General features: G+C 43.9%; 20 protein-coding genes and 1 pseudogene. 11 read left to right on the top strand and 10 right to left on the bottom strand.

All coding sequences use genetic code 11. The features are described from left to right. Positions 1-15: 15 nt before the first annotated feature. The 8 genes and pseudogenes from KIT51_12920 to KIT51_12955 all read left to right on the top strand — a co-directional run bounded on the left by KIT51_12920 (position 16) and on the right by KIT51_12955 (position 6,910). A complete protein-coding gene (locus tag KIT51_12920) occupies positions 16-2,175 on the top strand; it encodes an alpha-glucuronidase (GenBank protein ID UYN85769.1) in 2,160 nt (719 codons plus the stop codon). A gap of 22 nt (positions 2,176-2,197) precedes the next feature. Continuing rightward, positions 2,198-2,938: an SDR family oxidoreductase gene (locus tag KIT51_12925; protein ID UYN85770.1), complete on the top strand. Its 741-nt coding sequence runs from the start codon at positions 2,198-2,200 to the stop codon at positions 2,936-2,938. Positions 2,939-2,968: 30 nt separating this feature from the next. Beyond that, positions 2,969-4,132 (top strand): mannonate dehydratase, encoded by a 1,164-nt coding sequence (gene uxuA / locus KIT51_12930; GenBank protein ID UYN88587.1) that lies wholly within the window; start codon positions 2,969-2,971, stop codon positions 4,130-4,132. Positions 4,133-4,245: 113 nt separating this feature from the next. Then, positions 4,246-4,512 carry a hypothetical protein gene (locus KIT51_12935; protein ID UYN85771.1) on the top strand — a complete coding sequence of 89 codons (267 nt, stop codon included), beginning with the start codon at positions 4,246-4,248 and terminating at the stop codon, positions 4,510-4,512. A gap of 133 nt (positions 4,513-4,645) precedes the next feature. Then, positions 4,646-5,554: a hypothetical protein gene (locus tag KIT51_12940; protein ID UYN85772.1), complete on the top strand. Its 909-nt coding sequence runs from the start codon at positions 4,646-4,648 to the stop codon at positions 5,552-5,554. Positions 5,555-5,563: 9 nt separating this feature from the next. Beyond that, positions 5,564-6,005, top strand: a pseudogene (locus KIT51_12945) (MmcQ/YjbR family DNA-binding protein). Next, positions 5,974-6,303 carry a DUF1801 domain-containing protein gene (locus KIT51_12950; GenBank protein ID UYN85773.1) on the top strand — a complete coding sequence of 110 codons (330 nt, stop codon included), beginning with the start codon at positions 5,974-5,976 and terminating at the stop codon, positions 6,301-6,303. Before KIT51_12945 ends, KIT51_12950 begins: the two are co-directional and overlap by 32 nt. Before the next feature lie 31 nt (positions 6,304-6,334). Beyond that, complete coding sequence (locus KIT51_12955) at positions 6,335-6,910, top strand: DUF4256 domain-containing protein (protein UYN85774.1); 576 nt, start codon at positions 6,335-6,337, stop codon at positions 6,908-6,910. Between the two features lie 80 nt (positions 6,911-6,990). Here the strand turns inward: KIT51_12955 and KIT51_12960 are convergent, their stop codons facing one another. The 10 genes from KIT51_12960 to KIT51_13005 all read right to left on the bottom strand — a co-directional run bounded on the left by KIT51_12960 (position 6,991) and on the right by KIT51_13005 (position 22,651). Beyond that, entirely contained in the window at positions 6,991-7,968 is a 978-nt protein-coding gene (locus KIT51_12960; protein UYN85775.1) for a pectin esterase, read from the bottom strand. 102 nt (positions 7,969-8,070) lie between these two features. Next, on the bottom strand, positions 8,071-9,339 hold the full coding sequence (locus tag KIT51_12965) for a pectate lyase (protein UYN88588.1): 1,269 nt from the start codon (positions 9,337-9,339) through the stop codon (positions 8,071-8,073). A 186-nt stretch (positions 9,340-9,525) separates the two neighbouring features. Next, a complete protein-coding gene (locus tag KIT51_12970; GenBank protein ID UYN85776.1) occupies positions 9,526-11,064 on the bottom strand; it encodes a glycoside hydrolase family 88 protein in 1,539 nt (512 codons plus the stop codon). 6 nt (positions 11,065-11,070) lie between these two features. Beyond that, the gene (locus KIT51_12975; GenBank protein UYN85777.1) at positions 11,071-12,315 is read right to left on the bottom strand and encodes a DUF4861 domain-containing protein; all 1,245 of its coding nucleotides are present in this window, start codon (positions 12,313-12,315) and stop codon (positions 11,071-11,073) included. Between the two features lie 25 nt (positions 12,316-12,340). Then, on the bottom strand, positions 12,341-13,750 hold the full coding sequence (locus KIT51_12980; GenBank protein UYN85778.1) for a glycoside hydrolase family 28 protein: 1,410 nt from the start codon (positions 13,748-13,750) through the stop codon (positions 12,341-12,343). A 1-nt stretch (position 13,751) separates the two neighbouring features. After that, positions 13,752-14,498, bottom strand: coding sequence for a rhamnogalacturonan acetylesterase (locus KIT51_12985; GenBank protein UYN85779.1), 747 nt, complete (start codon positions 14,496-14,498; stop codon positions 13,752-13,754). Positions 14,499-14,501: 3 nt separating this feature from the next. Then, the gene (locus KIT51_12990; protein ID UYN85780.1) at positions 14,502-15,941 is read right to left on the bottom strand and encodes a pectate lyase; all 1,440 of its coding nucleotides are present in this window, start codon (positions 15,939-15,941) and stop codon (positions 14,502-14,504) included. A gap of 71 nt (positions 15,942-16,012) precedes the next feature. After that, a complete protein-coding gene (locus KIT51_12995) occupies positions 16,013-17,584 on the bottom strand; it encodes a DUF5123 domain-containing protein (GenBank protein UYN85781.1) in 1,572 nt (523 codons plus the stop codon). Positions 17,585-17,597: 13 nt separating this feature from the next. Next, complete coding sequence (locus KIT51_13000) at positions 17,598-19,391, bottom strand: RagB/SusD family nutrient uptake outer membrane protein (GenBank protein UYN88589.1); 1,794 nt, start codon at positions 19,389-19,391, stop codon at positions 17,598-17,600. Positions 19,392-19,411: 20 nt separating this feature from the next. After that, entirely contained in the window at positions 19,412-22,651 is a 3,240-nt protein-coding gene (locus KIT51_13005; GenBank protein UYN85782.1) for a TonB-dependent receptor, read from the bottom strand. A gap of 300 nt (positions 22,652-22,951) precedes the next feature. Here KIT51_13005 and kduI point away from each other — a divergent pair, with 300 nt between their 5' ends. Genes kduI through KIT51_13020 form a run of 3 tightly spaced genes read left to right on the top strand, consistent with a single transcriptional unit; the run spans position 22,952 to position 25,610 of the window. Continuing rightward, the gene (gene kduI / locus KIT51_13010; GenBank protein UYN85783.1) at positions 22,952-23,794 is read left to right on the top strand and encodes a 5-dehydro-4-deoxy-D-glucuronate isomerase; all 843 of its coding nucleotides are present in this window, start codon (positions 22,952-22,954) and stop codon (positions 23,792-23,794) included. After that, positions 23,794-24,588, top strand: coding sequence for a gluconate 5-dehydrogenase (locus KIT51_13015; GenBank protein ID UYN85784.1), 795 nt, complete (start codon positions 23,794-23,796; stop codon positions 24,586-24,588). Before kduI ends, KIT51_13015 begins: the two co-directional genes overlap by 1 nt. Further along, complete coding sequence (locus KIT51_13020; GenBank protein UYN85785.1) at positions 24,585-25,610, top strand: LacI family DNA-binding transcriptional regulator; 1,026 nt, start codon at positions 24,585-24,587, stop codon at positions 25,608-25,610. Before KIT51_13015 ends, KIT51_13020 begins: the two co-directional genes overlap by 4 nt. Positions 25,611-25,613 lie beyond the last annotated feature (3 nt).

Here is a 25,613-nt window from a genome sequence, read left to right on the forward strand (position 1 = left end):
CGCCATTACATTACCATGAAAAAACTGCCACTGCTCTTCATTATTCTATGTTTAACATTTACTGCTGTACATAGTGAAGACGGCTACCGGCTGTGGCTTCGGTATGATCCGATAACAAACAAGGCCGTAGCGACTGGATACAAGAAGAACATTACCGGATGGATGGTGCATGGCAACTCACCCACCCTTTCACTGGTTAAAAAAGAAATTCAACAAGGCCTTAGGGGATTAATCGGAAACATTCCGGAAGTTAAAACCCCGGGAACATCAACCGTTTTGTTGGGCACTCCCCAATCGTCCGAAATAATCCGAAACCTAAATCTTGACACCAGATTAAAGAAACTGGGCAATGAAGGATTTTTAATACTCACCACAACCTACCAGAAGAAGAAACTAACCGTAATTGCTGCACCGGAAGAAATCGGTGTGCTATATGGTGCATTTCACTTTTTAAAATTGCTGCAAACCCATCAACCGATTTACAAACTTGATATTGAAAATTCACCGCGCATTAACCTGCGTGTACTCAATCATTGGGACAACCTCGATCGAACCGTTGAACGCGGCTATGCCGGATTTTCCTTGTGGGACTGGCACAAACTTCCCGGATACATTGATCCGCGCTATCATGACTATGCCCGTGCAAATGCTTCCATCGGCATAAACGGAACAGTAGTAACCAATGTAAATGCAAATGCACGCGTACTTTCCAAGCATTACCTTGAAAAAGTAGCCGCACTCGCAGATGTGTTCCGGCCGTATGGTATAAAGATTTACCTCACCGCACGCTTCAGCGCACCTATTGAACTGGGTGGATTAAAAACTGCCGATCCACTGGATGAATCCGTTCAGCAATGGTGGAAAGACAAGGTGAAGGAAATCTACACACATGTTCCCGACTTCGGTGGCTTTTTGGTGAAAGCAAATTCGGAAGGACAACCGGGCCCGCAAAACTACAACCGCAACCATGCTGATGGCGCCAACATGTTGGCTGATGCAGTAGCACCTTTCAATGGAATAGTTATGTGGCGTGCTTTTGTGTATGATGATAAAGTACCTGACGATCGCGCCAAGCAAGCCTACAATGAATTTAAACCGCTTGATGGAACGTTCAGAAAAAATGTGTTGATACAAGTAAAAAACGGAGCCATCGATTTTCAACCGCGCGAACCGTTCCATCCGATGTTTGGAACCATTCCCAACACTCCGTTAATGATGGAGTTTCAACTTACACAAGAATACACCGGCTTCAGCACCCATCTGGTTTATCTGGCCAATCAATTTAAAGAATGCCTGGATGCCGATACACATGCCAAAGGCACAGGATCAACAGTGGCAAAAGTTATTGACGGATCACTCGACAACCACCAGCTTTCAGGTATTGCCGGTGTAGCCAACATCGGCACCGACAGAAATTGGACGAGCCATCCCTTCGCGCAAGCCAATTGGTATGCATTCGGAAGGTTGGCGTGGAATCATCAGCTTTCAGCCAATCAAATAGCGGATGAATGGATACGCATGACGTTCACGAACGATGCAGACTTTATAAATCCGATTAAAGAAATCATGGACAACTCCTGGGAAACCACCGTGTCGTATATGACGCCACTAGGGCTGCACCACATCATGGGGTGGAGTCACCATTACGGGCCTGCACCGTGGATTAAAGATAAACACCGTGCCGACTGGACATCCGTATATTATCACCAGGCAAGCAAAGAAGGCATTGGTTTTAACCGCACAGCATCAGGCAGCAATGCCATTGCGCAGTATGTGGAGCCGGTAGCCAACCTGTTTGGTTCACGTGAACAATGTCCTGAAAAATTTCTGCTGTGGTTTCATCATGTGAGTTGGACTGAAAAACTAAAATCAGGAAAAACATTGTGGGAAGAACTGTGCCACCACTATTACGCTGGCGCAGAAGAAGTAAAATCGTTTCAACAGAAATGGAATACACTGGAAGGAAAAATTGACCAGGAACGCTTTGAACACGTAAAAATGTTGCTGGACATTCAATACAAGGAAGCCATTTGGTGGCGCAACGCCTGCTTGTTGTATTTCCAGACCTTTTCAGGGTTGCCCCTACCGGCTGGGTTTGAAAAACCTGACAAGACTTTAGAGTATTATATGAATTTAGAATTCCCTTATGCACCCGGCATCAGGCCGCAGTGGTGATAAGGTTTAATTATTATACCGCATGGGAAAAAAGATTGCCATCGTAACCGGAGGATCATCAGGAATCGGTTTTGCTATCGCAAAAAAGTTTACTGAACAGAATATACACACCATCATTGTGGGCAGAGATCAGCAAAAACTAAATGAAGTCACCGCATTGCTTGGCAGCAATAGCGAAGGCATTTCGTTTGATGTAACTAACCTCAGTGGTTTGCCTGAACTAGTAAACAGCATTGTAAAAAAGCACGGTCAGGTAGATATACTGGTAAACAATGCCGGCATAAACATGAAGAAAAGTGCCTTGGAAGTTACCGATCAGGAATTTCAGAACATACTGCTCACCAACCTAACCAGTGTGTTTGCTATTACCCGCGAAGTAGCTAAAAATATGATAGCCAACAAATCAGGTAGCATAATTAACATCAGCTCCATGGCAGCCCAGTATGGCTTACCCGGAGTGGTCGCCTATGCCGCTTCCAAAACAGCCATTGAAGGTATTACCCGCACACTGGCGGTTGAACTTTCTCCGCATGGTGTGCGCGTAAATTGCATTGCCCCCGGATTCATAGCTACAAAAATGTCGGCAACGGCTTTAAATGGCGACCCTGAACGAAGACAAAAAGTTCTTTCCCGTACCCCGATGGGTCGACTGGGCGATCCGCAAGATGTAGCAAACGCAGCGTACTTTCTTGCATCCGATGATTCAACCTTTATCACCGGAACAGTAGTGCCTGTCGATGGAGGAAATTCGATTGGGTTTTAACCCTATAATTGATAAATGAAAGTGGTGAGAATGGAACAAACCATGCGGTGGTTCGGACCTAACGATCCGGTAAGCCTGAGCGACATACGACAAGCCGGGTGTACGGGTGTTGTAACCGCAGTGCACCACATTCCGGTTGGTGATGTGTGGACGATTGAAGAAATCAACAAACGAAAAAAAATAATTGAAGATGCTGGTTTAATGTGGACGGTGATTGAAAGTCTGCCTGTACATGAAGATATAAAAAAACAAACCGGTGACTACAAAAAATACATTGAGCAATACAAAATCAGTTTGCGTAACGTAGCGGCATGCGGCCTGAAAGTTGTGACCTACAATTTTATGCCGATACTGGATTGGTTGCGCACAAACGTTTCCTACACACTGCCCAATGGAAGCAAAGCACTTTACTTTGAGCGGGCAGCTTTTGTTGCGTTTGATTTGTTTATGCTGAAACGACCTGATGCTGAAAAGGATTACTCACCCGAAGAAATACAAAAGGCCACTGCTCGCTTCAACAGCATGACCGAAGAAGAAAAGAAATTTCTTTTTCAGAATGCCATGCTTGGCCTGCCCGGCAGCGATGAGAGCTTTACACCCGAACAGGTACTGACTGCCCTGAAAGAATACGAGAACATAGACGCGGCCAAACTGAAACAACACTTATTTCATTTTTTGCAAGAAGTTGCACCGGTAGCGGAAGAAGCAGGACTAAAACTGGCCATCCACCCCGATGACCCACCCTATTCCGTGCTCGGTTTACCGCGAGTGGTAAGCACCGAAAAGGATGTACAGGAATTACTGAATGCTGCGCCCTCACCTGCCAATGGCTTATGCTTCTGCACAGGTTCATTTGGTGCGCGTGCCGACAATGACATTACGGGCATGATCCGGAAATTTGGTGAACGCATTCACTTTTTACACCTGCGCAACACCAAGCGCGATGCCGATGGAAACTTTTATGAAGCCAATCATTTAGAGGGCGACACCGACATGGTGGCCGTAGTGCGTGAAGTACTCAAACTCATGAACCGCACTGGCACTTCCATACCTATGCGCCCCGACCATGGCCACCAGATGCTGGACGACCTGAACAAGAAAACCTACCCGGGCTACTCCGCCATTGGCCGTCTCAAGGGCCTAGCCGAATTGCGGGGGTTGGAGGCAGGGCTTGCAAGCCTGCTGACCAAGTAAACCGTTGGCGTGATTGTGCATGGCCTAAATAAATATCCACGCTCCCATTTTGAAAACGCTGAAAGTTTTACACTTCTGAAACAAGGACGAAAGAAGTAAGCATCCGAAAAGTGATGGGTGCTACCACCACGAATATTACGGTGCTGCTGTCTAAAGATTATCTCACCCTCATAATGTGGGCTGCCGTATTCGCCATTCCCATAACGATATGGCTTGCCGACCTGATTTTCCCCGAGCTGCAAGAATACCATGTCACGCTGAATTTCTGGGACGTGTTGCTTAGCCTGGCGATACTTTTAACACTGGGATTTGCCACCATTGCTTCCCAAACGTTTAAAACCGCATCCACCAATCCGGCAGAAATACTTAGAACAGAATAGCATTAAATCAACAAGTAGCTTCCAGGCAAGGGAACCGGGTTCATCTATATGCATCATTGTAGAAATCAACATTACACTCCTAAACAATATCTCCCCTATAAAAACCGTTGATCGGATACAAACCCCCGAAAAAATGAGAACCATCAACGTTTTACCAGCAGCTCTCCTGCTCACCGCTTCATTCGCTGTTTCAGCACAGGAAGAACAACCAACGAAAATTAAAAAAATCAGAATCCACGATGTATCCATTCAGGGTGGTTCATTTTCGGTTCCGAGCACCAAAGCAGGCCTTGCAGACTTTAAGACGCTCTTTCCGGAATCGGATTTATTGAATAGCGACATGACCGGTTTCTCCCAGTCCGGCAGCTTCAATATTATAAACAATTCGCTGTTCTCGGTGCTGATTGGGCTTCAATTCAGTAATAAGCAAAAGACCCAGTACAAAACCAACCCCGTTTTTCGCCTTGGCATCAGCTATTTTTCAGGATCAATGCTGCACGGAGGCCTGTTCAAAACGGACAACAAGCCCTATGATACGTTAACGTCTTCCCAAACAGGTCGAGTCATTTATATTGACTCTGTAAATAACCAACACTACAGCATGAATTACATCTCGGAACAACTTCGGCTTGACGGGTCGTTCATTTTCAGAACCAATCCGCTAGCCCGCTGGTCGTTTTATGCCGGGATAGGCCTTGCTGTTGGCGTATCGGTTAATGCCCACACCGAAATCTATTACAGCAAATACGGCCATACCCGAAACCGTTACCCTAACGGATATACCTCCTATACACATTTTTACTCAAGTTCTTACACCGGTAAAACCGAAACATTCCGAAACAAAACTAACTTTGCTGCTTCCACTTATATACCTATGGGCGTTGATTTTAGAATCGGAAAGAAAGGAGACCTATGGAAATGGGTACACTTGTATTACGAATTGAGACCATCCTTAAATATGGCATCCATTCCGGAGCTAAGAATGATTACGGATACAAGCCTGCAGCATGCGTTGGGCCTGCGAATCTTGTGTACCGGCTAAACTAAATACATGGTAACCCTCCAAACATTTCGCAAACTGGCCCTCTCCTTTCCGGAAACCACGGAGGAACCCCACCATGAAAAAACTTCTTTTCGTGTAAAGAAAAAGATCTTTGCAACGTATGATCACGCCAACAACAGAGCATGTCTCAAATTATCGGAGATCGATCAGGATGTTTTCGCCAGCACAAACAAATCCATTATCTATCCGGTTAACAATAAATGGGGCAAACAGGGATGGACGCTTATTGAATTGAAAAGTCCGCAGTGATGTATTCACCGATGCCCTCACCACAGCATATTTCGCAGTAGCTCCCCAAAAACTTGCACAAAAACTTAAGACTAAATCCATGAACAAGGAAATACAAGCCTACAACAACAAACAAACAAACAACCACCGACAAAGCCATTTGCACCGTATTGGCCAACACCATCGATCATGTATTAACTGAAGCAGAAAGTAAAATCTGGCATGCCCACCCCGTTTGGTTTTTAGACGGAAACCCCGTTGTGGGGTACAGCAAACTGAATGACAGCATCCGGCTCATGTTCTGGAGCGGTATTGATTTTGATGAAGAAAAACTACAGCCTGGCCCCGGAAAATTCAAAGATGCCTCCATCCGGTATACCTCCACTGATCAGGTCAACATCCGAGAGGTAACGCGTTGGCTTAAAAAGTCGCGCGAAATTCAATGGGACTATAAAAATATTGTAAAGCGAAAAGGAAAGCTTGAGCGTTTAAAGGGGTAGTTAACAAAAAAATAACTAAATTTCTTACCGTATGAGTAAGAATATAATCACGAAAAAGAAGTTATCACGTGATCAACAGGAAGAACTTCTTAATGTATTAAAAACCCGATTTGAAAAAAATAAGAATCGCCACAAAGGTTTTGAGTGGGGAAAGGTACAAACAAGACTGGAGGCCAATCCCGCAAAGGTGTGGTCACTTCACCAAATGGAAAGCTCAGGTGGTGAACCTGATGTAATCTCCTGCGATAAGAAATCAGGCGAATTCATTTTTTGCGATTGCTCTCCTGAAACACCCAAAGGCCGCAGAAGTATTTGCTACGATCATGAGGCATTGGAATCGCGGAAAGAACACAAACCCGAAACCAGTGCCGTGCAAATGGCCGAAGACATGGGCATTGAATTGCTGACTGAAGAACAATACCACGAATTGCAAAAGCTTGGCCCGTTCGATACAAAAACTTCAAGTTGGCTAAAAACCCCAGCCGATATACGCAAACTTGGAGGCGCCATTTTCGGTGACTACCGGTTCGGGCGTGTATTCATTTATCACAACGGTGCCGAATCGTACTACGGTGTACGGGGATTTAGGGGATTGCTCAGGGTTTAAATTGATTGAGTGAATTTTCTTTTGATTACTTATGGCCATCGTTGGCTGTAAACACACTGTAAAAGAATTCACATTCCTACTCAATCCGGATTCCAATCCCGAAAAATATTCTTTAAGGTATACTGTTTTGCTTCCTTCTTCGTCAGTTGCTTCGACCAGGCTACGCGCTTGCCAACATCAGCGCCCGATCCATAATTTTTATATTCTGCATAGAATGCTGTTTTATCTTTATCAGGAAACATGACATCACCTTTCCACGGATCCCAGCCTTCTGCATGAATATGATTGCCCAGCTCACAGTTCATAAAAACTGTTTTCGCAAAGGGTCTCCACGGTCTGCCAAAATAAACTGATGTTGCCTCGTCAGCGGCAATCAGTTTACAGTTTTGAAAGACAAAACCAAAGGGTGTATGTTCACGTGTTGAGGCAGCAGTGATGAATGAGTTTGATAAACTTTTGATTGTACAGTTAGCAAACAACGCTGTGGCTTCACCAAAAATAAAATCGGTGGTACCCTCTATGTAACAGTCTTTAAAGTATTGCCGGCTGCCATCGCGCGTAACCAATAATGTATCCTGATTTCCATTGATGCTGCAGTTCTTCACCGATACACGATCACCTTCAACATGCAACGCTACCGCCTGGCCTACACGACCGGCTGTATTCTGTATCGTTAAATTTTCAAGCATGATGTCGTTACCCTGCACCAGCATAGTGTAGGAGGTGAAGGTGCTGAGCTTGGATTTAGCACCAGGCTCATTTGTATTTGGATTGCCCTTACCGGAATAGTCATCGTAAGTAATAATGGTGTTATCCCTGCTTTCACCAATCAGGCTTATCGCTGTTTTCCATGAAGGAATAACAAGCTTTTCTTTATAGATGCCGTTTTTAATATTAATGGTTACGCGCGCATAGCCCAAATCGCGACAGGCATTGATAGCTTCCTGAATGGTGATATAGTCAGCGCTTCCATTCTGCGCTACGGTAATACTCGTTGGTTGAATTTTTTGGGCAGAGGCAATAGTAACTACAAAGAACACAAAGAGGACACTGCGCATACAAAGAAATGAGATTAATCTTCTTGGTGAGCACTGCGAAATTCTTCCACCGCTTTGTAGTTTCATTCTCGTTGAATATAAAATATTTGATTGGTGCAAAAATTATCTTAAGCGTAGCTGAACCAACACTTCCACCAGGCTATTGATGTACACCTCAATGTTCGTATAGGATTTACTTAACGTATGTTGAGAGGCATCTGCAGCACTTTTCGGATTCAACTTGTTTTTTATTTCCCATTCGTCAGGCATTCCATCGCCATCCGAATCTTTTGGTGCCACTGCTAACTTCAATTCCGGCCAGCCTCCAACATCATTTTGCGAATCAATAATACCATTGTTACTTTTTCCATACGATGCCGTGCCCGTTTTAACCTCTTCAATAATCCGGGCATCAACAACATCGCGTTTTAAACTTGCCCCTGCCCCCCGCAAAACAAGTTCATATGATCCCTGTGCGGCTTGTTCTGCAATCTTTTCAACACTAAATGGCTGGTTGACCACTACTGAATCTGGGTTCACGGTAATACCCAATCTGTTATCCTGACTTATCTGGTTGTAACCCTCCAACACGTTACCCTGCACAAAAAATTTACCATACGGTTTTGAGGGGTCAAGGATTCTTTCTTTTCGGTTACTTTTCGTTGCAGGGCCTGGCTTATAATAATTGTTTACAATATTGTAACGACCTTTCTCACCACCATAAGTATTATTGTTCATCCAATTGTAAATAACATTGTTCCGAAAGTCTACCAGTTCATCAGGTGTGTTCGGAACAGTTGCTGAACCGCTAAAACGCGGCAACCGGCTGTTATGATTAGCAATCAGGTTATGGTGAAACGATGCTTTCTTGCCACCCCAGATTCCGCCATACCCATGATCGCCTTTGGCATGTACCGAACTGTTAAGACTCTCGGAAATAATACACCACTGAAGTGTAAAGTTCTCGTTGCCATAAAACGAGGCACATTCATCCGTTGCCCAACTCATGGAACAATGATCGATGATAATATTTTTCTGTCGTGTACCACTGATGGCATCATCCTCCGTACCGGATTCATCTCCGAGCCGGAAGCGCAAATACCGGATAATTACATTGTGGGTACTGATCTTCAACGGGTAATGCCGCAGGGTAATGCCATCACCCGGTGCCGTTTGGCCGGCAATGGTAACATCAGGGTCATTAATATAGAGTGGCTCTTTTAAATCGATATACCCGGAAACTGCAAATACAATAATACGTGGCCCTTTCTTTTTAATAGCCTCGCGCAAACTTCCCGGGCCATCATCATTCAGATTGGTTACTACATGTACAGCGCCTCCACGACCGCCCGTGGTGTACTTACCAAAACCTTCAGCACCGGGAAAAGCCAAGGGCCGATCAAGATTCTGTTGTGATGTGCTCTGTTGCGCACAACATGTCAGGATCAGGGATATGTATATACCTAATAGTCTGAAAATCATATTTCCCATAATTAAATCCAACCGTCATTGCCTGCCTGTTCGGCAGACAGGCTTCACCCCCTCGCTCAATTCCACCCTTCCGTTCGCAATGTCGTTCTATTTATTTAATTCAATACTTAAAAACAATAATGAAGCTAAGCCTTTATAATCGTCAATTCTCCTTTCGGTTGAAATGTAGTATTCAAAATCACCTTTTGAATTTTTCGGATTCAGGGTACCAATCTTCACGGTTTGATCCAGATGAAGATTTCCGGCATCATCCACAAACACATACTGATCTAACAACGCATTGAAAGCTTCATTGGCTGTAACGAGATATGACTCATCCAGAAAACCTTGCCGATGACCCTTCGCAAACGCGTAGGCAAACATGGCCGAACACGATGTTTCAATCCAGTTACCCGGTTGATTGCCTTTATCCATCACCTGGTACCAAAGTTTAGAAGAGGAATCCTGATACTTTCGCACAACAGCGGATAAATCCTGTAGTATTTTTATAACTTCATCACGCTCGGGATGATTTTCAGGAATATAATCCAGGCTCTCCACCAACGCCATCAAATACCAACCAACTGCTCTTCCCCAGAATTCTGGCGAGGTTCCCCTTTCGGGATGTGCCCACACCGGGTTTTTCGATTCATCCCAACCGTGATACAACAAACCGGTTGTCGGATCCAGTGTACGTTGATAAATCAGTTTGATCTGGTGAATGGACTCATCAAACCATTCGGGCTGATTGTATGCCTTGGCATATTGCATGGAAAAAACATCAGCCATAAAAATCCCATCCAGCCACATTTGGTAAGGATAAATTTCCTTATGCCAGTATCCTCCATCACTGGTCTTTGGTTGTTGTGCCAGATGAAGTATCAATGTATCGGCAATCGCCTTGTACTTTGGATTTTTGGTTTCTTCGTGCAAATAAATCACGACACGACCCGGAAGAATATCATCTAATTTGTATTCTTTCATATTATAAACACCCGGCTCGAAGGAACCTTCATTGGTAATAAAACCATCAACCCATTGTTGGGCATACAATACATAAGAATCACTTTTAACTTTCTTTCCCTGGCGATAAACCCCCGCCATAAAAAAGCTATACTCATAATTCCATCGGTCTGGGGCATAGATGGGAAATTTCTCCAGATCCGGATACTGATTCATGGTGCTGTTAACCAATGCTGATGAAAAATCAGTTACCGCTCCATTCTTCTTTTCATATTCTCTCAATGGAGTTAGAAAAGAAACTTCAAAACGGGTATCAACTTCTTGCGTTGAAGTAATTACTTCCTGTTTACTATTTCCAGCTTCTATCAGAAAAGTAAAAACAGGTTCATTTGAATTTAACGTGTATTCCAATATCAGGAAATCCGGGGACTTGTCATCGTCTGTATCGATCAGCCCAACCGGCACCTCAGTACCAAAATTCCTGTCGGTAACAACAGGCGTTGTATGCTGCACACCCGGGGCTCGTTTAATCAATTCCTTCCAGTCGATAAAAATTACAACTTGCTCGGACTTCTTAGGAACTTCATAGTTACGCTCTACAGTAATCAGTATTGAATCAATGTCGGAAGCCTGCTTATTGCAAGCCATTAAGAGAACCAAGGCTAAAAATAATAATCTGTACATACCAACTTATTTCTTAACTACTTCAACACGTACAGGACTTGCCAATTTTTTCGCTTCTTGTTCCAGGTATTTTAGAAATGCTTCTTCCGTTTTAATTCCATCGGGTTCTCCTTCCCAGGCAGCAGCAAAGTAGTAGGTTAATTTTCCATTGGAAGGTTTCATTTTTACAATGTGGCTGAAATCGTCTTCTGTGAATCCGATAAAGTCTGATGCGTTGAATAAAACGGCTATCCCCAGGTTATCATCGTTAAGGCTTTGTTTACCGTAGGTGGCGAGGTATCCATATTGATCAGTGCTGCCTTTGTGAGTAAACAATTTTCCTTTCGGATCCTTGATTAATCCTGAAGAGATATTGTCCCAGGCATCACTCATCGAAAGTGAAGTCTCTGTTAACCGACTACCGGCATGAATGGAAAGTTGGGATGACAAATTAGTTTTATTTGCTCCGGCTTTCCAACCGTAGTAATTGGTAAGGATCGAAGAGTAAACAACTCCGTTTTCGGTTATGCTGCACTCCACGCTATCGGTAATTTCAACCCGGTGCGCTGCTTTACCATCAAAATAACCAATGGACCCAACCCCTAACGACTTGGCAACCTTCAAAACATCCATGCCCCACTCCTGCATGCTGTGGTATGAATCAAAACCATCTAAACCTGCTTTGTGTAAGGCAGGTTCTTTCACAGTTTTACCAAATACATCAACAGCATTTCGCTGATCAAGATAAAACCGGTACCCTACTTTATCCGATTCCCAACCCGGGCCTTCATAACGGATATACCACGAATGGTCTTTATGCTGCGGTGGCACACGCAAATGTGTTACATTTTTAAAATCACCTCCTATGTATTCGCGATTTTTCCACTCGCCACCAAATTTTGGAGAAAGTTCTGCCTGTGTGCGCTTTGGATAGACACGATTTACTTCACCAGTTTTGGAATACCGCACGGTTAATACAATCGATTGGTTTGCATTCAGTTTATCCAACACAACCGCAATACCACTATTTAGTTTATCCTTTGTATTATACTGGCTGGGTATTTCGGTCTTATCAGCAAATACAGCAAAGGCTTTTTCATTGAAACTTTTTGGTAGCTGATTTTCAGGAACTAAGGCTAAAACATCAGCGCGGTCAAATGCCGCAGGATTGGAAACCTTAACCGTAAATGATTCGCTGAATTCTTTTTTCTGCGAAGTTACTTCACAAGCCATGCCCAACAGCAGCAAACTGATAATTAAACTGGTTTTCATCTTCTTAAGAATTGAGTTAGCTAAACTACTGATTCGATTTAAGTTCTTCCCCATTTACCTTAACATTGTTAAGCGTAAGGCCCTTATAGCCTTTTAGTACATTTCCTTTCTGAACGTTGTCAAATGAGCAATCCTCAATGAGGATATCTTCTACCGGATAATCTTCTTCAGCTTCAATGTAAATGCCATACTGAGATTTTTTACTCGTGACGTTTTTCACCTGTATATTCCGGACTACCGGATGATTATCACCTGTTTCGTTGGCATAAAACATGTAGACATGCACCACGGCTTCATCTACATCGCCAATGGTAACGTTGCGCATAAATACATTTTCTATAACACCGCCTCTTCGCGAATTTGACTTTAGGCGCAAGGCGCGATCCAGGTAGGGACTGTTCATTTCACAGTCTTCGGCAAATACATTCCTGACATTGCCGGATATTTCACTGCCAATCACCACACCACCGTGACCATCCTTCATAACACACTTGCGCACGATAATATTTTCGCTGGGCACATTCACTCTTCTGCCATCATGGTCGCGACCAGATTTTATGGCAATGCAATCATCACCGGTATCAAACACACAACCCTCAATTAAAACGTCCTTGCTGGATTCAGGATCACATCCATCACTGTTGGGGCCATGACTGATTACTGTAACATTCCTTATCGTAACATTTTCACTTAACACCGGGTGAAGAACCCACATGGGTGAATCTTTAATCGTTACTCCTTCAATCAATATATTTTTACATTTGTACGGCTGCACAAAACTGGGGCGCAGGTAATCGCCTTCACCAAAAATACGTTCACTTACCGGAACACCTTCTTCCGCCATTTTTTTCAAGCGTTCGTTGGCTGGCTTTTGCTGATGTTCCCGGGCTTCACGGTTTACACCGGCATGTCCCCACTTGCCTTTCCAATACCACCAGTGATCATCATCGGCCTGGCCGTTTAATTCACCTTCACCGGTAATGGCAATATTTTCTTGTTCGTATGCATAAATCAATGGCGAATAGTTCATGAGCTCAACAGCTTCAAAACGTGTGTATACCTGGGGCAGGTATTTGTTCGGATCACGGCTGAATAAAATCTTAGCCCCTTTCGAAACATGAAGGTTCACATTGCTTTTCAGGTGAATAGCACCACTGAAAAATTTTCCTTCCGGAACCACTACCCTGCCTCCACCGGCTTCATGGCATGCCAGTATCGCCTTCGCAAACGCATCAGTACAATCGGTAATGCTGTCGCCCACTGCTCCGTAATCCGTAACCAAGAAATCCTTATCCGGAAAAGTTGGCGGAACAATGCGCGCAAGAATAGTTTCTGCTTCCTGCCAGGGATCAACAGCCACTGGTGCTGACTTGTTAGAACATGAGTTAAGCACAAAAATCAGCGATGCCAGTACAAATAATTTTTTATTCATCATTTTACTTCTTTTTAATAATACGGTTAGCAAGTTCAAGCTTCAGGTTTCGTATTTCTTCAAGCACAAGCTGAGCAATGAGCCGCGCACCCAGCTCATTAAAATGCGTATTGTCATCTTTACCTTCCGGATAGTTTGGATGCTCACCTGGCTTCAGTTGAAGAAACAACAGTTTTGAATTCTCCATGCCAAATTCCTGATACAAAGCCTGACTGCTTTTATCCAGATCAATCAGCGGTGCGTTCATCTGCTTGGCCACCGTATGCACCAAAGGCGAATACTCCGGATGACTCTCCATAATCTTTCCTTGCTCATCAAATCTTCTTCGGGCAACCGGTGTCAGTAAAACCGGAACAGCTCCTTTTGCACGAGACTCAGTTATAAATCGAGAAAGGTTTTTCTTGTAGTCTTCCGGAGCTGTATAGCGATCAGTCTTTTCCTTCGATTCATCGTTATGACCAAACTGAATGAATACATAATCACCGGTTTTCAACTTTGCTGAAACGGTACTCCAACGCCCTTCACTAATAAAGGTACGCGTGCTTCTTCCATTCATGGCATGGTTCTCAACTACTACTGTTGAATCAAAAAAATGAGCAAAGGGCATCCCCCATCCAGTTTCAGGATAAGCTGTACTGGCTTTTGATGCCATCGTAGAGTCACCAATAAGGTATACGGTTATCTTGTTCTGCATACCAGAGAACGGTACGATGAAAAAGAAGACCAACACATACAGCAATGAACTCTTCATGCCTTATTGATTTTGACCTTCAACGATACTTTTAACCAGGCTATTGATATACACTTCAATATTATCATATGCTGTACTCAGGTTGCGGCCATTGGCATTGGGCGTATTCGGATCAAGTTTCATCTCGATTTCCCAAGCATCAGGCATTCCATCACCATCGGTATCCAGCGGAGCAGGCAAACTGTTCAGCACAGGCCATCCACCCACATCTTCCTGGCTGTCGATGATACCCGGAAGACCGGTTTCGGAACCATTGTAAGTTGCTGTGCCCGTGCTCACTTCTTCTATCACACGCGAGTCGACAGCATCGCGCTTAAGGCTGGCGCCAGCATGGGCTAATACCTTATCATAGGCTTGTACTGCTGAATGTTGAGAAGTCATGATGAACGTTATCGGTGCATTCAGCTTAGAGGCACTTTCTGTAGCGCCATTTTTATACGTTACGCCACTCCAGTTATTAGCGGTAGCAACAGCACTACCGTGAACATAATTTCCATCTACATAAAACTTACCATCTCCGGGGCGGTCTTGAAACACTTCTTTATAAGCAACCAAAATACGAGACTGATTAGAGGTAGTAGCTGGCCCAGGTTTATAGTAGTTGTTCACCATGTTGTAGTTTCCGTTTTCACCTCCATAAGTGCCCTCACCTACCCAATTGTATACAACATTGTTTCGGTAATCTACATGTTCGTTTGGATAGGGATTGCTGGCGCTGTATGTGCCCGAACGAAAACCGTTAAATCGTGGGGTGCGACTTTTATGGTGCGCCATCAGATTATGATGAAAACTGGCACGATCACCTCCCCAGATACCACCATAGCCATGCTCACCCTTATCGTGCAATGACTTGTTGAGGCTTTCCGAAATGATGCACCATTGCATGGTAAAATCCTGATTAGCATAAAAAGAGGCAGCTTCATCGGTACACCAACTCATGGAGCAATGATCGATGACAACATTTTTTCTGTATCGTCCCCAAATGGCATCACCTTCAACCTGTTTTTCATTACCCATTCGGAAACGCAAAAACCGAATGATCACATTATCGGCACCGACAAATACCGGATAATTTTTTATGGTGATCCCTTCGCCCGGAGCGGTTTGGCCGGCAATTGTAACGTTGGGTTGTGTTATGGTAAGATTGCTCAACAATTCAATCGTGCCGGATACTTCAAAAATTATAAATCGTGCCCCGGTTGAATTGATGGCTGCACGCAAACTTCCCGGGCCCGAATCATTGAGGTTCGTAACTTTAATTACCTGTCCGCCACGGCCACCCGTTGTTTTATTACCAAAACCTTCAGCCCCCGGAAATGCAAAAGCTTCTTCATCAACCGGCTGAGGCATATCAATTCCTGGTTCAGGGTCAGCCTCCGGGCTACAACCACTGAACCAAAGCATAGTAAACAACATGATCGCGTATCGAAAAAACTTTGCCATACTACACCAATTAAAAAATACAGGGTAGCAACATGCATCGCTACCCTTGTATTAAACTTAACCTAACAAATCTATTGAAGCCAACGTGGGTCGCCCACCTGGTTATCGATCAACGTTTGATTGGTAACCGTAAAGTTACCTGCAGCAGCATTTACAAAACCAGGATTTAACTCGGTTGCGCTTATTTGCGCAGGTGTTGTGTACAAACCCCCGAGTATGTTATAACAACTGTGTATGTTATTGTTGGCATAAGTTGGTGTGGCAGCCATGCTGGTTGCATTCCTTGTCCACACCCCACCATTCGCGGCCGTTGCCGCATCCTCCCTACCGGTTTCTACAAAAAGACAATTTCTCACCTCAATTGTTCCACCCACATTTGCCCTAAAAAGACCGGTATTGTTGCTGTCGTTTGTACCGATACATATTTTGTAGAATGTAGAATTCTTAAACGATGTATTGCTTGCCACCTGCATGCGCAGAAATGATCGGAATGCATTGGCGAAGGTGCTGTTCTCTACACTAAGTGAACCAACAGTACCACCCCTGAAATCCAACCCATCGCCACCGGTTGCCGGAAGGATGTCGTGCACGTAAGAACCTTTGATAATAATAGAACCAAACTTACCAGCAGATGCGCTGGTATTGGTACTGGCAATCAGAGTATTCTGGTAGTGACTAATTTCACAATCTTGGATAGAAAGCGTTGTGATGTCGCTACCAGCCTGGGCAATAAAAAACTGGCCTAAAACTGTAGCATCACCATCGCCACGGAAAACAATGTCTTTAAATTCTACTGTTGCTACTATGGTATTGTTTGTGAATTGACCATAGATAACGGGCTTATTAAATGGCAGATAGCCGCTTAACTTAACCGACTTGGTAAGTGCATATGAACCCAGGTTATATTGCCCCGGAAAGATCACAAATGAGGTGCCTGGTTCCGCCTCATCGAGTTTTGCCCTGATGTCATCTTCAGGATGGATGGCCAATGCACCACCCAAATCGATAAGGGTTACAAATGCTTTAGTACCCCGTGTTTTGGTGCCATTTTTAAGAAGCACGGTGTAGCTTGTTTCACCGGTTAACCCGGTAATAGTAGCTATACCGGCTTCTTTTTCAGCAGGTGTAATGTCGCGTTGAACATTGCCCGGATTGATAATAAAATTGGTAACCTGGCTATTGGACGTCCACCGCAAGGTAGCTTCGGTAGCGGCAATGTCACCGGGTTCAATGGGTAAATAAATATTTTCCTCAGCAGTCATCACCGTTGTGGTTATCCATTTGGAATCAGCCACACCCGGCTTGTTGCTAACACCTTTAACCCTGATGGAGTATTCTGTTTCACCTTCAAATATCTCTAACACAGGCAGGTCATCGGGTAAAACGGTTAATGTGCGGATGATCGTGTTGAATTGAAGGTTATCTTCACTGAATTCAACAATGTAATGGTCTGCATCATCGCGCACATTCCACGTAAGTTCAATACTGGTAAGGTTGCGTACACGGGCCGTTAAGCCTGTGGGTGAAAACACACGGTCAACATCCAACTCTGTAACAAGTTGATCGATTTTATCTTCACAGGCCATAAAGCCCAGGGTCAATGATCCGACCAACACACACGTGATTAAATATCTCATTTTCATAACAATCATTCGATTAATAACCATAGTCATTTACAAGTTGTCCGTTACTGGTGTTAAGGAAGTACTGCCAAATCGGCCAGAATTGCCTATGGTCGGGGTTAACTCCTTCCAGGTATAAGGAGTTGATCTTAGTATCATTCAGGTTATTCCATGCAAAGGATGAATATTCGGGAGCAGGTTGTGGCTGATTCTCGCCCCGGTTGAGCCCATAAATAATCAACGATTCATCATCGCTTGCCAGCTTGTAGTACAGTGTTGATGGAACATCGGCATACGCACCGGTACGCCCCTGCAAGGCAAACATCTTTGCTTTGGCTTCATCAAGTTTAGTTTTCAGCAAATTCCACCGGATAAGAGCCTGCTTCCGTTCAAACTCGCCACAAAATTCATATTTATGCTCATCAACAATGGCATTGAACATAGCTTCTTTCGTAGCAAAGGCATCAACATATGCATCAACTTTTGTCGGCCAGTCGGCAGCATTGAAAGCGCGTCTTCTTATTTGTTTAAGATAGGGAGCAGCGGCTGCCGGTCCCTGCAATTCGTTGGCTGCTTCAGCGGCCATAAGCAAAACCTCAGCATACCGCATGTACATTTTATTTACGCCATCATCGTTGGTGGATGTTACAAAACGTTTCATCCATTCATAACGATACTTGCCAAAATACCAGGTATTAAGATTGACCAGTTCCTGCCGGGCAAAACCGTTTACTGCATTTCCATACCGGTAAGGAACACAGGTTACATTTCTCCGGAGATCTTTCTCATCAAAATCATAAAAAATATGGGGAAGCGGTCCGGCAACACCACCACGGTTAGCACCGTTGGCATGGTGTTGATTATTGGTGTTGTGACGAACCGCAAAAGTAAAGAGCATCCTTCCGCGACCATCAGAAAATGGAATTTCCCAAAGTGATTCGTTACCTGCTGCAATTACATCTTCGTTGTATTTGCGCCATAAATTCTCAAAGGATGGATCAAGCCGAACAGTACCGCTTTCGATTATGTCCTTGCATTCCTGAAGTGCAATGGCGTACATATTGGCTACCGATAAATCAGGATCATTACTTCTTCGAATAACCCCGGGTACACCATCAGGATATAATGAGTAGCCGCTTGCCGCTAAACAAAGTCGGGCACGTAATCCTTTTACAAAAGCTTTACTTACCCGCTCGACATTTGTCGTGCCGGGGGTTTCATTGGGCCATGGTACCAATTCAGCAGCTTCACCTAAATCAGCAATCAGTCTCTTATAAATTACATCACGATTGGTTTTAGGTAAATAGATTGTTTCACTGTTAATCGGTTCAAACCTGGCCGGCACATCGCCCCAGGCTTTCAGCAAATCGGCATAGTAAACAGCCCGTAGGGTTAGCGCTTCACCTAATAAGTGGCCGAGTTCTGTGCCTGGTCCGGTATTACCATACGTACGCAAACCCCGAATACAGATATTAGCACGCTCAATACCCATGTACATCATCGCCCATGCATTGTTGTCGGTATTCATTTGCGAATTGTTGGGCTTAGTGTTGTAAACAGCCAGGTCCGCGTTGTCGCCAGGGGTTTGGGATGTATTGTACCACTCAATATCTGTATTCATACCATACCAGGGCAAATACCTTCCACGGTATGAATTGGTTTCAGCAAATGGTATTTTAATTCCATCCACAGCACCCTTTGCCAGCCCGGGTGTGGAGAAAATAATGGATTCATCCAACGATGATTTTGTTGGTGCCTCAAGAAAGTCATCGCACGAAGTAATGGTGCAACTCAATAATATTCCGATGATATAGAGTGACTTTTTCATATTCCAATTCTTCATGAAGTTTAAAAATTAAGACTTAAACCAAATACCAATTGTCTGCTGCGCGGATAAGGAGAATAATCAACTCCTGGCGTGAGGGGTGTTCTTCTTCGTGTAGAAACTTCAGGGTCAAGGCCGGAATACTTTGTGAGCAGGAAAACATTGTACCCGGTGGCATAAAAACGAAGGTTGGTCAACTTCAATTTGGTGATTACCGAACTTGGAACGGTGTAACCAAGTGTTAAGGTATTCAATCGAAGAAATGAACCATCTTCAACTGCCCAGTCGCTGAACACGTAGCGTTGCATGTAAGGCGACCACATGGTGGTGTTGGCATTAAGTGCTGCCAGCGCAGCCGGATCGGTTACCAGCGCACCAGTAGCAGGGTCAAGGTTGGTCCAACGGCTTCCACTACCCATTGTGGTGAGCAGGTTTCGGTATTGTCCGTTAGGGGTTACTGTTGCCGAAGTGAATTCAATTTTATTTGCATTGTATATATCATTACCATAGCTCCAGTTAAAGGCAGCCATTAAATCAAAACCATAAGCATAAGCGTTGATAATAAAACCTCCGGTGTGTTTTGGGTTTGCATCGCCAATAATGGTGAGATCGTTTTGATTAACAATGCCGTCAGGTTCACCGTTAGGTCCACTCAAGTCTTTTAACTTCATCATGCCGGGGCGCAGGGTACCCACCACGTTCGAGCTATTGACCACACCTTCTTTAAGGGTATAGTTTCCGCTAACCGGATCGTAGTTGAAATCATCTACCTCATACCGACCTCCACTGCGGTAGCCATACATCTTTCCAATAGGTCCACCAACATAAACAAAAAAGTCTTGAGTAATTGCCGTTGACGCCCACCCTGTATTTTCAGGGAAGTCATTCATCATACCAAGCGACTTGATTTTATTTCGATTGAAACTGATGTTGAACGAGAAATTCAAACCATAATTTGCTTTATCAATAGCGATATAGTTTACTGATGTTTCCAGGCCCTTGTTCTCTGTACTGCCCATGTTTCGATATTGGAAATCATACCCCGAACCCGGCACCGGGAAGCGGATCAGCAAATCATTTGTTGTATTAAGGTACGCTTCAACCGTTCCATTAACACGACCTTTCAGGATGCCGAAATCCAAACCAACATTGCGGGTAATGGTTGTTTCCCATTTCAGGTTAGGGTTTGCCATTATTTTTGAAGGCGCCCAAAAACTATTCACACCGTTTATCCAGGCCAGGGGGGCACCGGCACCTGATTCAAATGTTTGAATGGTTTGTCCGACAGGAATATTATTGTTACCCGCTTCACCATAGCTGGCGCGTAGTTTCAGGCTGTTTAGCCATCCGGCAGCATTTGTCATGAAAGATTCTTCCGATACTTTCCAGGCAGCCGCAACGGATGGAAAATATCCCCAACGGTTGTCGCCCAAGAATTTACTGGATCCGTCAGCTCGATAGGTGGCCGACAATAAATACTTACCCATCAGGTCATAATTCAACCGCCCGAAAAAGGATAGCAGTTTATCATCCGGCAAATAGTTGCTGGCAACTGATTGCGGAACACCTTGCGAATTTAATTTGAACGCTGTCTTTGCGTCAAAGAATTTCGGGAATCCCTGAATGGCTGTTGCAATTTCAGATGTTTCAAAAAATATCAACTCCTGACCAACCAATAGATTAAGCTTGTGATTTGAATTACTTACTAAGTGTTTGAAGTCGTAATTGAATGTATTGGCATTACGAAGCCTAAGGTCTCGTTGATTGCGGTTAACAACTGCCGGAAATCCCTGGTAGGCTGCCTGCACGTTATTATTTGAGTAATAGGTTGACCGGCCATAAAAACGATTATCAAAATACGTTAGGTTATCCATACCCAACTCAGTTCTAAATTGCAGGTTGTCAATTATCTTCCAATCAAAACTCCCCACCATGTTAAAGTTTCGCCTTTGTTGCTCACGGTCGTTATCGGCAGTGGCCACAAATGGGTTAACCAGGTAACCGGCAACCTGTTCATCTGTATCATCCGTGGTTAAGCCAGGCAATGGAATAGGAGAATAACCAACGCTGTGACGCAAACGGGCATCTGCTGATGCAGAAGCTTCACGTTGTTCGTTAACCCCGCCACCAAAAATTTCAGTATCGGAGTAGCGGACTGTAAACCCTAAATTGACTTTATTGCTTGCCTTATTTTTAAGCGATAACGTAACGTTGTTACGGGTAAAATTTGAACCTATCATAATTGCCCTGTCATCAAAGCGGGCATAATTGAATGAATAATTGAATTTATCTGAACCACCACGAACACTCAAATCGTTGCTGAACACTCTACCCGTGCGTCCATAAATCTGTCGCTGCCAGTCATTACCCTGTAAGCCTGTGTACAAGTCCCTATCTTGCCACGATCCAAAAAATCGCTCATAAGATTGAATATCGTTTCTTAACAGTGCATACTCATATTGCCAGTTAACAAAGTCTTCGGGATTTAACACATCCAGTGTATTGGCAATTCGTTTAACACCAAAAAAACTATTGTAACTAACAGCCACCTTGCCGTCTGTTCCGCCCTTTGTTGTAATAATTACCACACCATTTGCACCCCGTGAACCAAAAATGGCCGTAGACGAAGCATCTTTTAAAACATCAATTGATTTAATATCGGATGGTGAAATATCATTGATACTGTTTACCGGAAAACCATCGACAATAAATAAAGGTGTGGCATCCTGGGTGAGAGACCCCCCGCCCCTGATGCGGATTCTTATATCGGCATCAGGCGATCCTTCGGTGGAGGTTACCTGAACACCAGCCAACCGCCCGGTTAAAGTTTCAGTTACCGTTGCTACCGGCATTTTCTTTAAATCATCACCAATTACTGAAACTACTGATCCCGTGAGATCAGACTTTTTTGCAGTGCCATAACCAATTACAACCACTTCCTCAAGCTGGGAAATATCTGAAACCATGTTCACATTGATAACCGTCTGTGTCCCTACAGGAACTTCAGTTGGTTTCATGCCAATAAAGGTGAACACGAGGATGGCATCTGAGGAAACGGAAAGCACGAATTTACCGTCACTATCAGTAACTGTTCCGTTACTTGTTCCTTTCTCGGTAACGGTAACTCCTGGAAGCACCTCCCCATCGGTCTTCACCACTCCGGAAACAGACCGTGTCTGACCGTAAAGGGCGGTTACACTGATCAGAATAGCCAGTGTTACTGCGATGGGCATTCGAATAAACAATCGTAGAGCTCTATTCATATAAATTAAGGAATTAAGATTTAGTCGTTACCTTGAATTGCTTCCTCTTTTTCATTTTTCCTAGTTGTCTTTCAAACGTTATATAGCAATTTTTTGCGCAATCGATTGCATATTAAAAAGTGTTTGTATATTTACCAAATGAAATTTTAGTTTTTTGATATAAAGTTCAATATTTAATCATTTTAAGCATTTTCTATGCATATTAGTTTTGTCATTCTGTCAAAAGAAGTACTGGAAACGAGTTGGTCATATAGGGTCAAATACAATAATATTGCGCAAACGATTACACAATAAACCTTTATGAGTAACCTCTGTGCAATACGTCATCCAATTCATGCTTCCCAAAGCAGACTCTTCACTGCTGAAGAGTTGCGCAAAAACTATCTGGTCGAAAATGTTTTTACCAGCGGACAAGTAAACCTGGTTTATACCTTGTATGACCGATTTATAGTAGGCGGGGCTCAACCTACTTCAAACGGCCTTTCACTTAATCCACCCGAAATCCTAAAAGCAGATTTCTTTCTTCAACGAAGGGAGCTTGGCGTTATAAATATTGGGGATACAGGAGTAATTGAAGTTGATGGCCAACCTTTTGAAATCGGCAACAAAGAGGCATTGTACATTGGAAGAGGATCCAGGGACGTACTCTTTAAACAAGGCCCATCGGGAAGTCAGCCACTTTTTTATTTTAACTCCGCTCCTGCCCACCATGCCTTTCCCTCAAAAAAAGTATCATTGGATCAGGCTGAAACGGTAGAACTTGGATCGCCTGAAAACTCCAATCACCGTACTATTAGAAAGCTTTTGATTGCGGGTGTCATTGAAACCTGTCAATTACAAATGGGCCTTACCGAATTAAAACCCGGCAGCGTATGGAATACGATGCCCGCCCATACCCACGACAGAAGAATGGAGGTATACCTCTATTTTAATGTTCCCACTGGCCAGACGGTTTGCCACTTTATGGGTGAACCACTGGAAACCCGGCATATTTGGGTGCAAAACCAACAGGCTGTTATCTCCCCACCGTGGTCAATTCACGCAGGGGCAGGTACAAGCAACTACTCATTTATATGGGGAATGGCTGGAGAAAACCTTGATTATAGCGATATGGATATTGTGCAACCTGCTAACTTACGTTAATGAAGTCATCTGAATTGTTTGATCTGAGTGGTAAAAGAGCGCTTATAACAGGCGGAACTCATGGACTAGGCATGGCTATGGCCCGTGCGCTTGGATCAGCAGGCACCACACTTATCATTAATGGGCATACACCTGAAAAACTTGATTATGCAATCAATGTTTACAGACAAGAAGGTTACACTGCCCATGGCTATTTATTTGATGTAACCAATGAAACAACTGTTATAGAATCGATCCGGAAAATAGAAAAAGAGATTGGCCCGATTGATATACTGATCAACAATGCCGGTATTATTAAACGTGTGCCCATGCTCGACATGCCGGTGGAAGATTTCCGTAAAGTAATTGATGTCGATCTTATTGGCCCCTTCATTGTTTCAAAACACGTGGGGAAATTTATGACCCAGCGCATGGCCGGCAAGATCATTAACATTTGTTCGATGATGAGTGAATTGGGAAGGAATACTGTTTCTGCTTATGCCGCTGCGAAAGGCGGATTGAAAATGCTCACCAAAAACATGGCTACTGAACTCGCCCGGTTTAACATTCAGGTAAATGGAATTGGACCGGGGTACTTTGCTACGGAGCAAACTGCCCCGATCCGCGAAGCAGGCCATCCATTTAACAACTTTATTATTAATAGAACACCTGCAGGGCGATGGGGTAACCCGGATGACCTGGCAGGAACAACAATATTCCTCGCCTCACCGGCCAGCAACTTCGTTAACGGTCAAATAATTTATGTTGATGGAGGTATCTTAGCAACAATTGGTAAACCCGCCAATGAATTATGAAACGAGAACGTGCCACCATACATGATATTGCCAAAAAACTGGACATAACCGCTTCAACGGTTTCGCGTGCCTTGAAAGATCACCCACGCATTAGTGAGGCCACTAAAAAAGCGGTATTAAAGGCAGCACAAACTTTAAACTATCAACCCAATCACATCGCAGCAGCCTTACGCAACGGTCGCAGTAAGATTATCGGCATCATTGTGCCTACGGCCGACAGGAGTTTCTTTTCATCGGTTGTACGCGGAATCGAAGAGATTGCCAATGCATCGAAATACAATGTGATGATCTGTCAATCGTATGACAACTACGAAAAAGAAGTTGCTACTGTAGAAGCCCTGATCAATGCACGGGTTGATGGAATTGTAGCTTCCTTTGCAAAAGGCACTGAAAACTTTGACCATTTTTTAAAAATCAAAGATAAAGGTATACCACTTATTCTCTTCGACCGTTCAAATGAGGACCTGGAGGTGAGCAACGTAATCCTCGATGATTACCAAGGTGCCTATAAAGCAGTAACTCATCTTATCAAACAAGGTTGCAAACGGATTGCGCACTTCACCGGAATAAAAAAAATCAGTATTTACCGTGAGCGGTATCGTGGATATCGCGAAGCCCTTCAGGATAACGGATTACCTTTCGATGAATCGCTGGTGATCGGCAGTAACATGCAACTGGAAGATGGCATAGAAAGCATGAAAAAACTTTTATCGCTACCTTCACCACCCGATGCCGTATTTTCGGCCAGCGATTATAGCGCCATGGGCGCCATGCAGGTTTTAAAGGAAAGAAAATTACGGATCCCTGAAGATGTCGCACTGGTTGGCTTTGGCAACGAACCCTTTACCTGGTTTTCTGAACCGCAGCTCACTACGGTTGATCAACGTAGTAAAGAAATGGGCAATGCCGCAGCAGAAATCTTCTTTGAACAAATCGGACATGGTAAGAAACCATTTGTACCGAAGAAAACAGTATTGAAACCGGAATTGATTATCCGTAAATCATCATTGAAAAAAGGTTAATCT

Source organism: Cyclobacteriaceae bacterium, assembly GCA_025808415.1.
In the GTDB taxonomy this organism is placed as follows: Bacteria; Bacteroidota; Bacteroidia; order Cytophagales; family Cyclobacteriaceae; genus UBA2336.

Bases quoted from the DNA above. Each gene is read 5' to 3' on its own strand.
- KIT51_12920 (UYN85769.1), top strand. From the start codon at position 16: ATGAAAAAACTGCCACTGCTCTTCATTATTCTATGTTTAACATTTACT.
- KIT51_12925 (UYN85770.1), top strand. From the start codon at position 2,198: ATGGGAAAAAAGATTGCCATCGTAACCGGAGGATCATCAGGAATCGGT.
- uxuA (UYN88587.1), top strand. From the start codon at position 2,969: ATGGAACAAACCATGCGGTGGTTCGGACCTAACGATCCGGTAAGCCTG.
- KIT51_12935 (UYN85771.1), top strand. From the start codon at position 4,246: ATGGGTGCTACCACCACGAATATTACGGTGCTGCTGTCTAAAGATTAT.
- KIT51_12940 (UYN85772.1), top strand. From the start codon at position 4,646: ATGAGAACCATCAACGTTTTACCAGCAGCTCTCCTGCTCACCGCTTCA.
- KIT51_12955 (UYN85774.1), top strand. From the start codon at position 6,335: ATGAGTAAGAATATAATCACGAAAAAGAAGTTATCACGTGATCAACAG.
- KIT51_12960 (UYN85775.1), bottom strand. From the start codon at position 7,968: ATGCGCAGTGTCCTCTTTGTGTTCTTTGTAGTTACTATTGCCTCTGCC.
- KIT51_12970 (UYN85776.1), bottom strand. From the start codon at position 11,064: ATGTACAGATTATTATTTTTAGCCTTGGTTCTCTTAATGGCTTGCAAT.
- KIT51_12975 (UYN85777.1), bottom strand. From the start codon at position 12,315: ATGAAAACCAGTTTAATTATCAGTTTGCTGCTGTTGGGCATGGCTTGT.
- KIT51_12980 (UYN85778.1), bottom strand. From the start codon at position 13,750: ATGATGAATAAAAAATTATTTGTACTGGCATCGCTGATTTTTGTGCTT.
- KIT51_12985 (UYN85779.1), bottom strand. From the start codon at position 14,498: ATGAAGAGTTCATTGCTGTATGTGTTGGTCTTCTTTTTCATCGTACCG.
- KIT51_12990 (UYN85780.1), bottom strand. From the start codon at position 15,941: ATGGCAAAGTTTTTTCGATACGCGATCATGTTGTTTACTATGCTTTGG.
- KIT51_12995 (UYN85781.1), bottom strand. From the start codon at position 17,584: ATGAAAATGAGATATTTAATCACGTGTGTGTTGGTCGGATCATTGACC.
- KIT51_13000 (UYN88589.1), bottom strand. From the start codon at position 19,391: ATGAAAAAGTCACTCTATATCATCGGAATATTATTGAGTTGCACCATT.
- KIT51_13005 (UYN85782.1), bottom strand. From the start codon at position 22,651: ATGAATAGAGCTCTACGATTGTTTATTCGAATGCCCATCGCAGTAACA.
- kduI (UYN85783.1), top strand. From the start codon at position 22,952: ATGAGTAACCTCTGTGCAATACGTCATCCAATTCATGCTTCCCAAAGC.
- KIT51_13015 (UYN85784.1), top strand. From the start codon at position 23,794: ATGAAGTCATCTGAATTGTTTGATCTGAGTGGTAAAAGAGCGCTTATA.
- KIT51_13020 (UYN85785.1), top strand. From the start codon at position 24,585: ATGAAACGAGAACGTGCCACCATACATGATATTGCCAAAAAACTGGAC.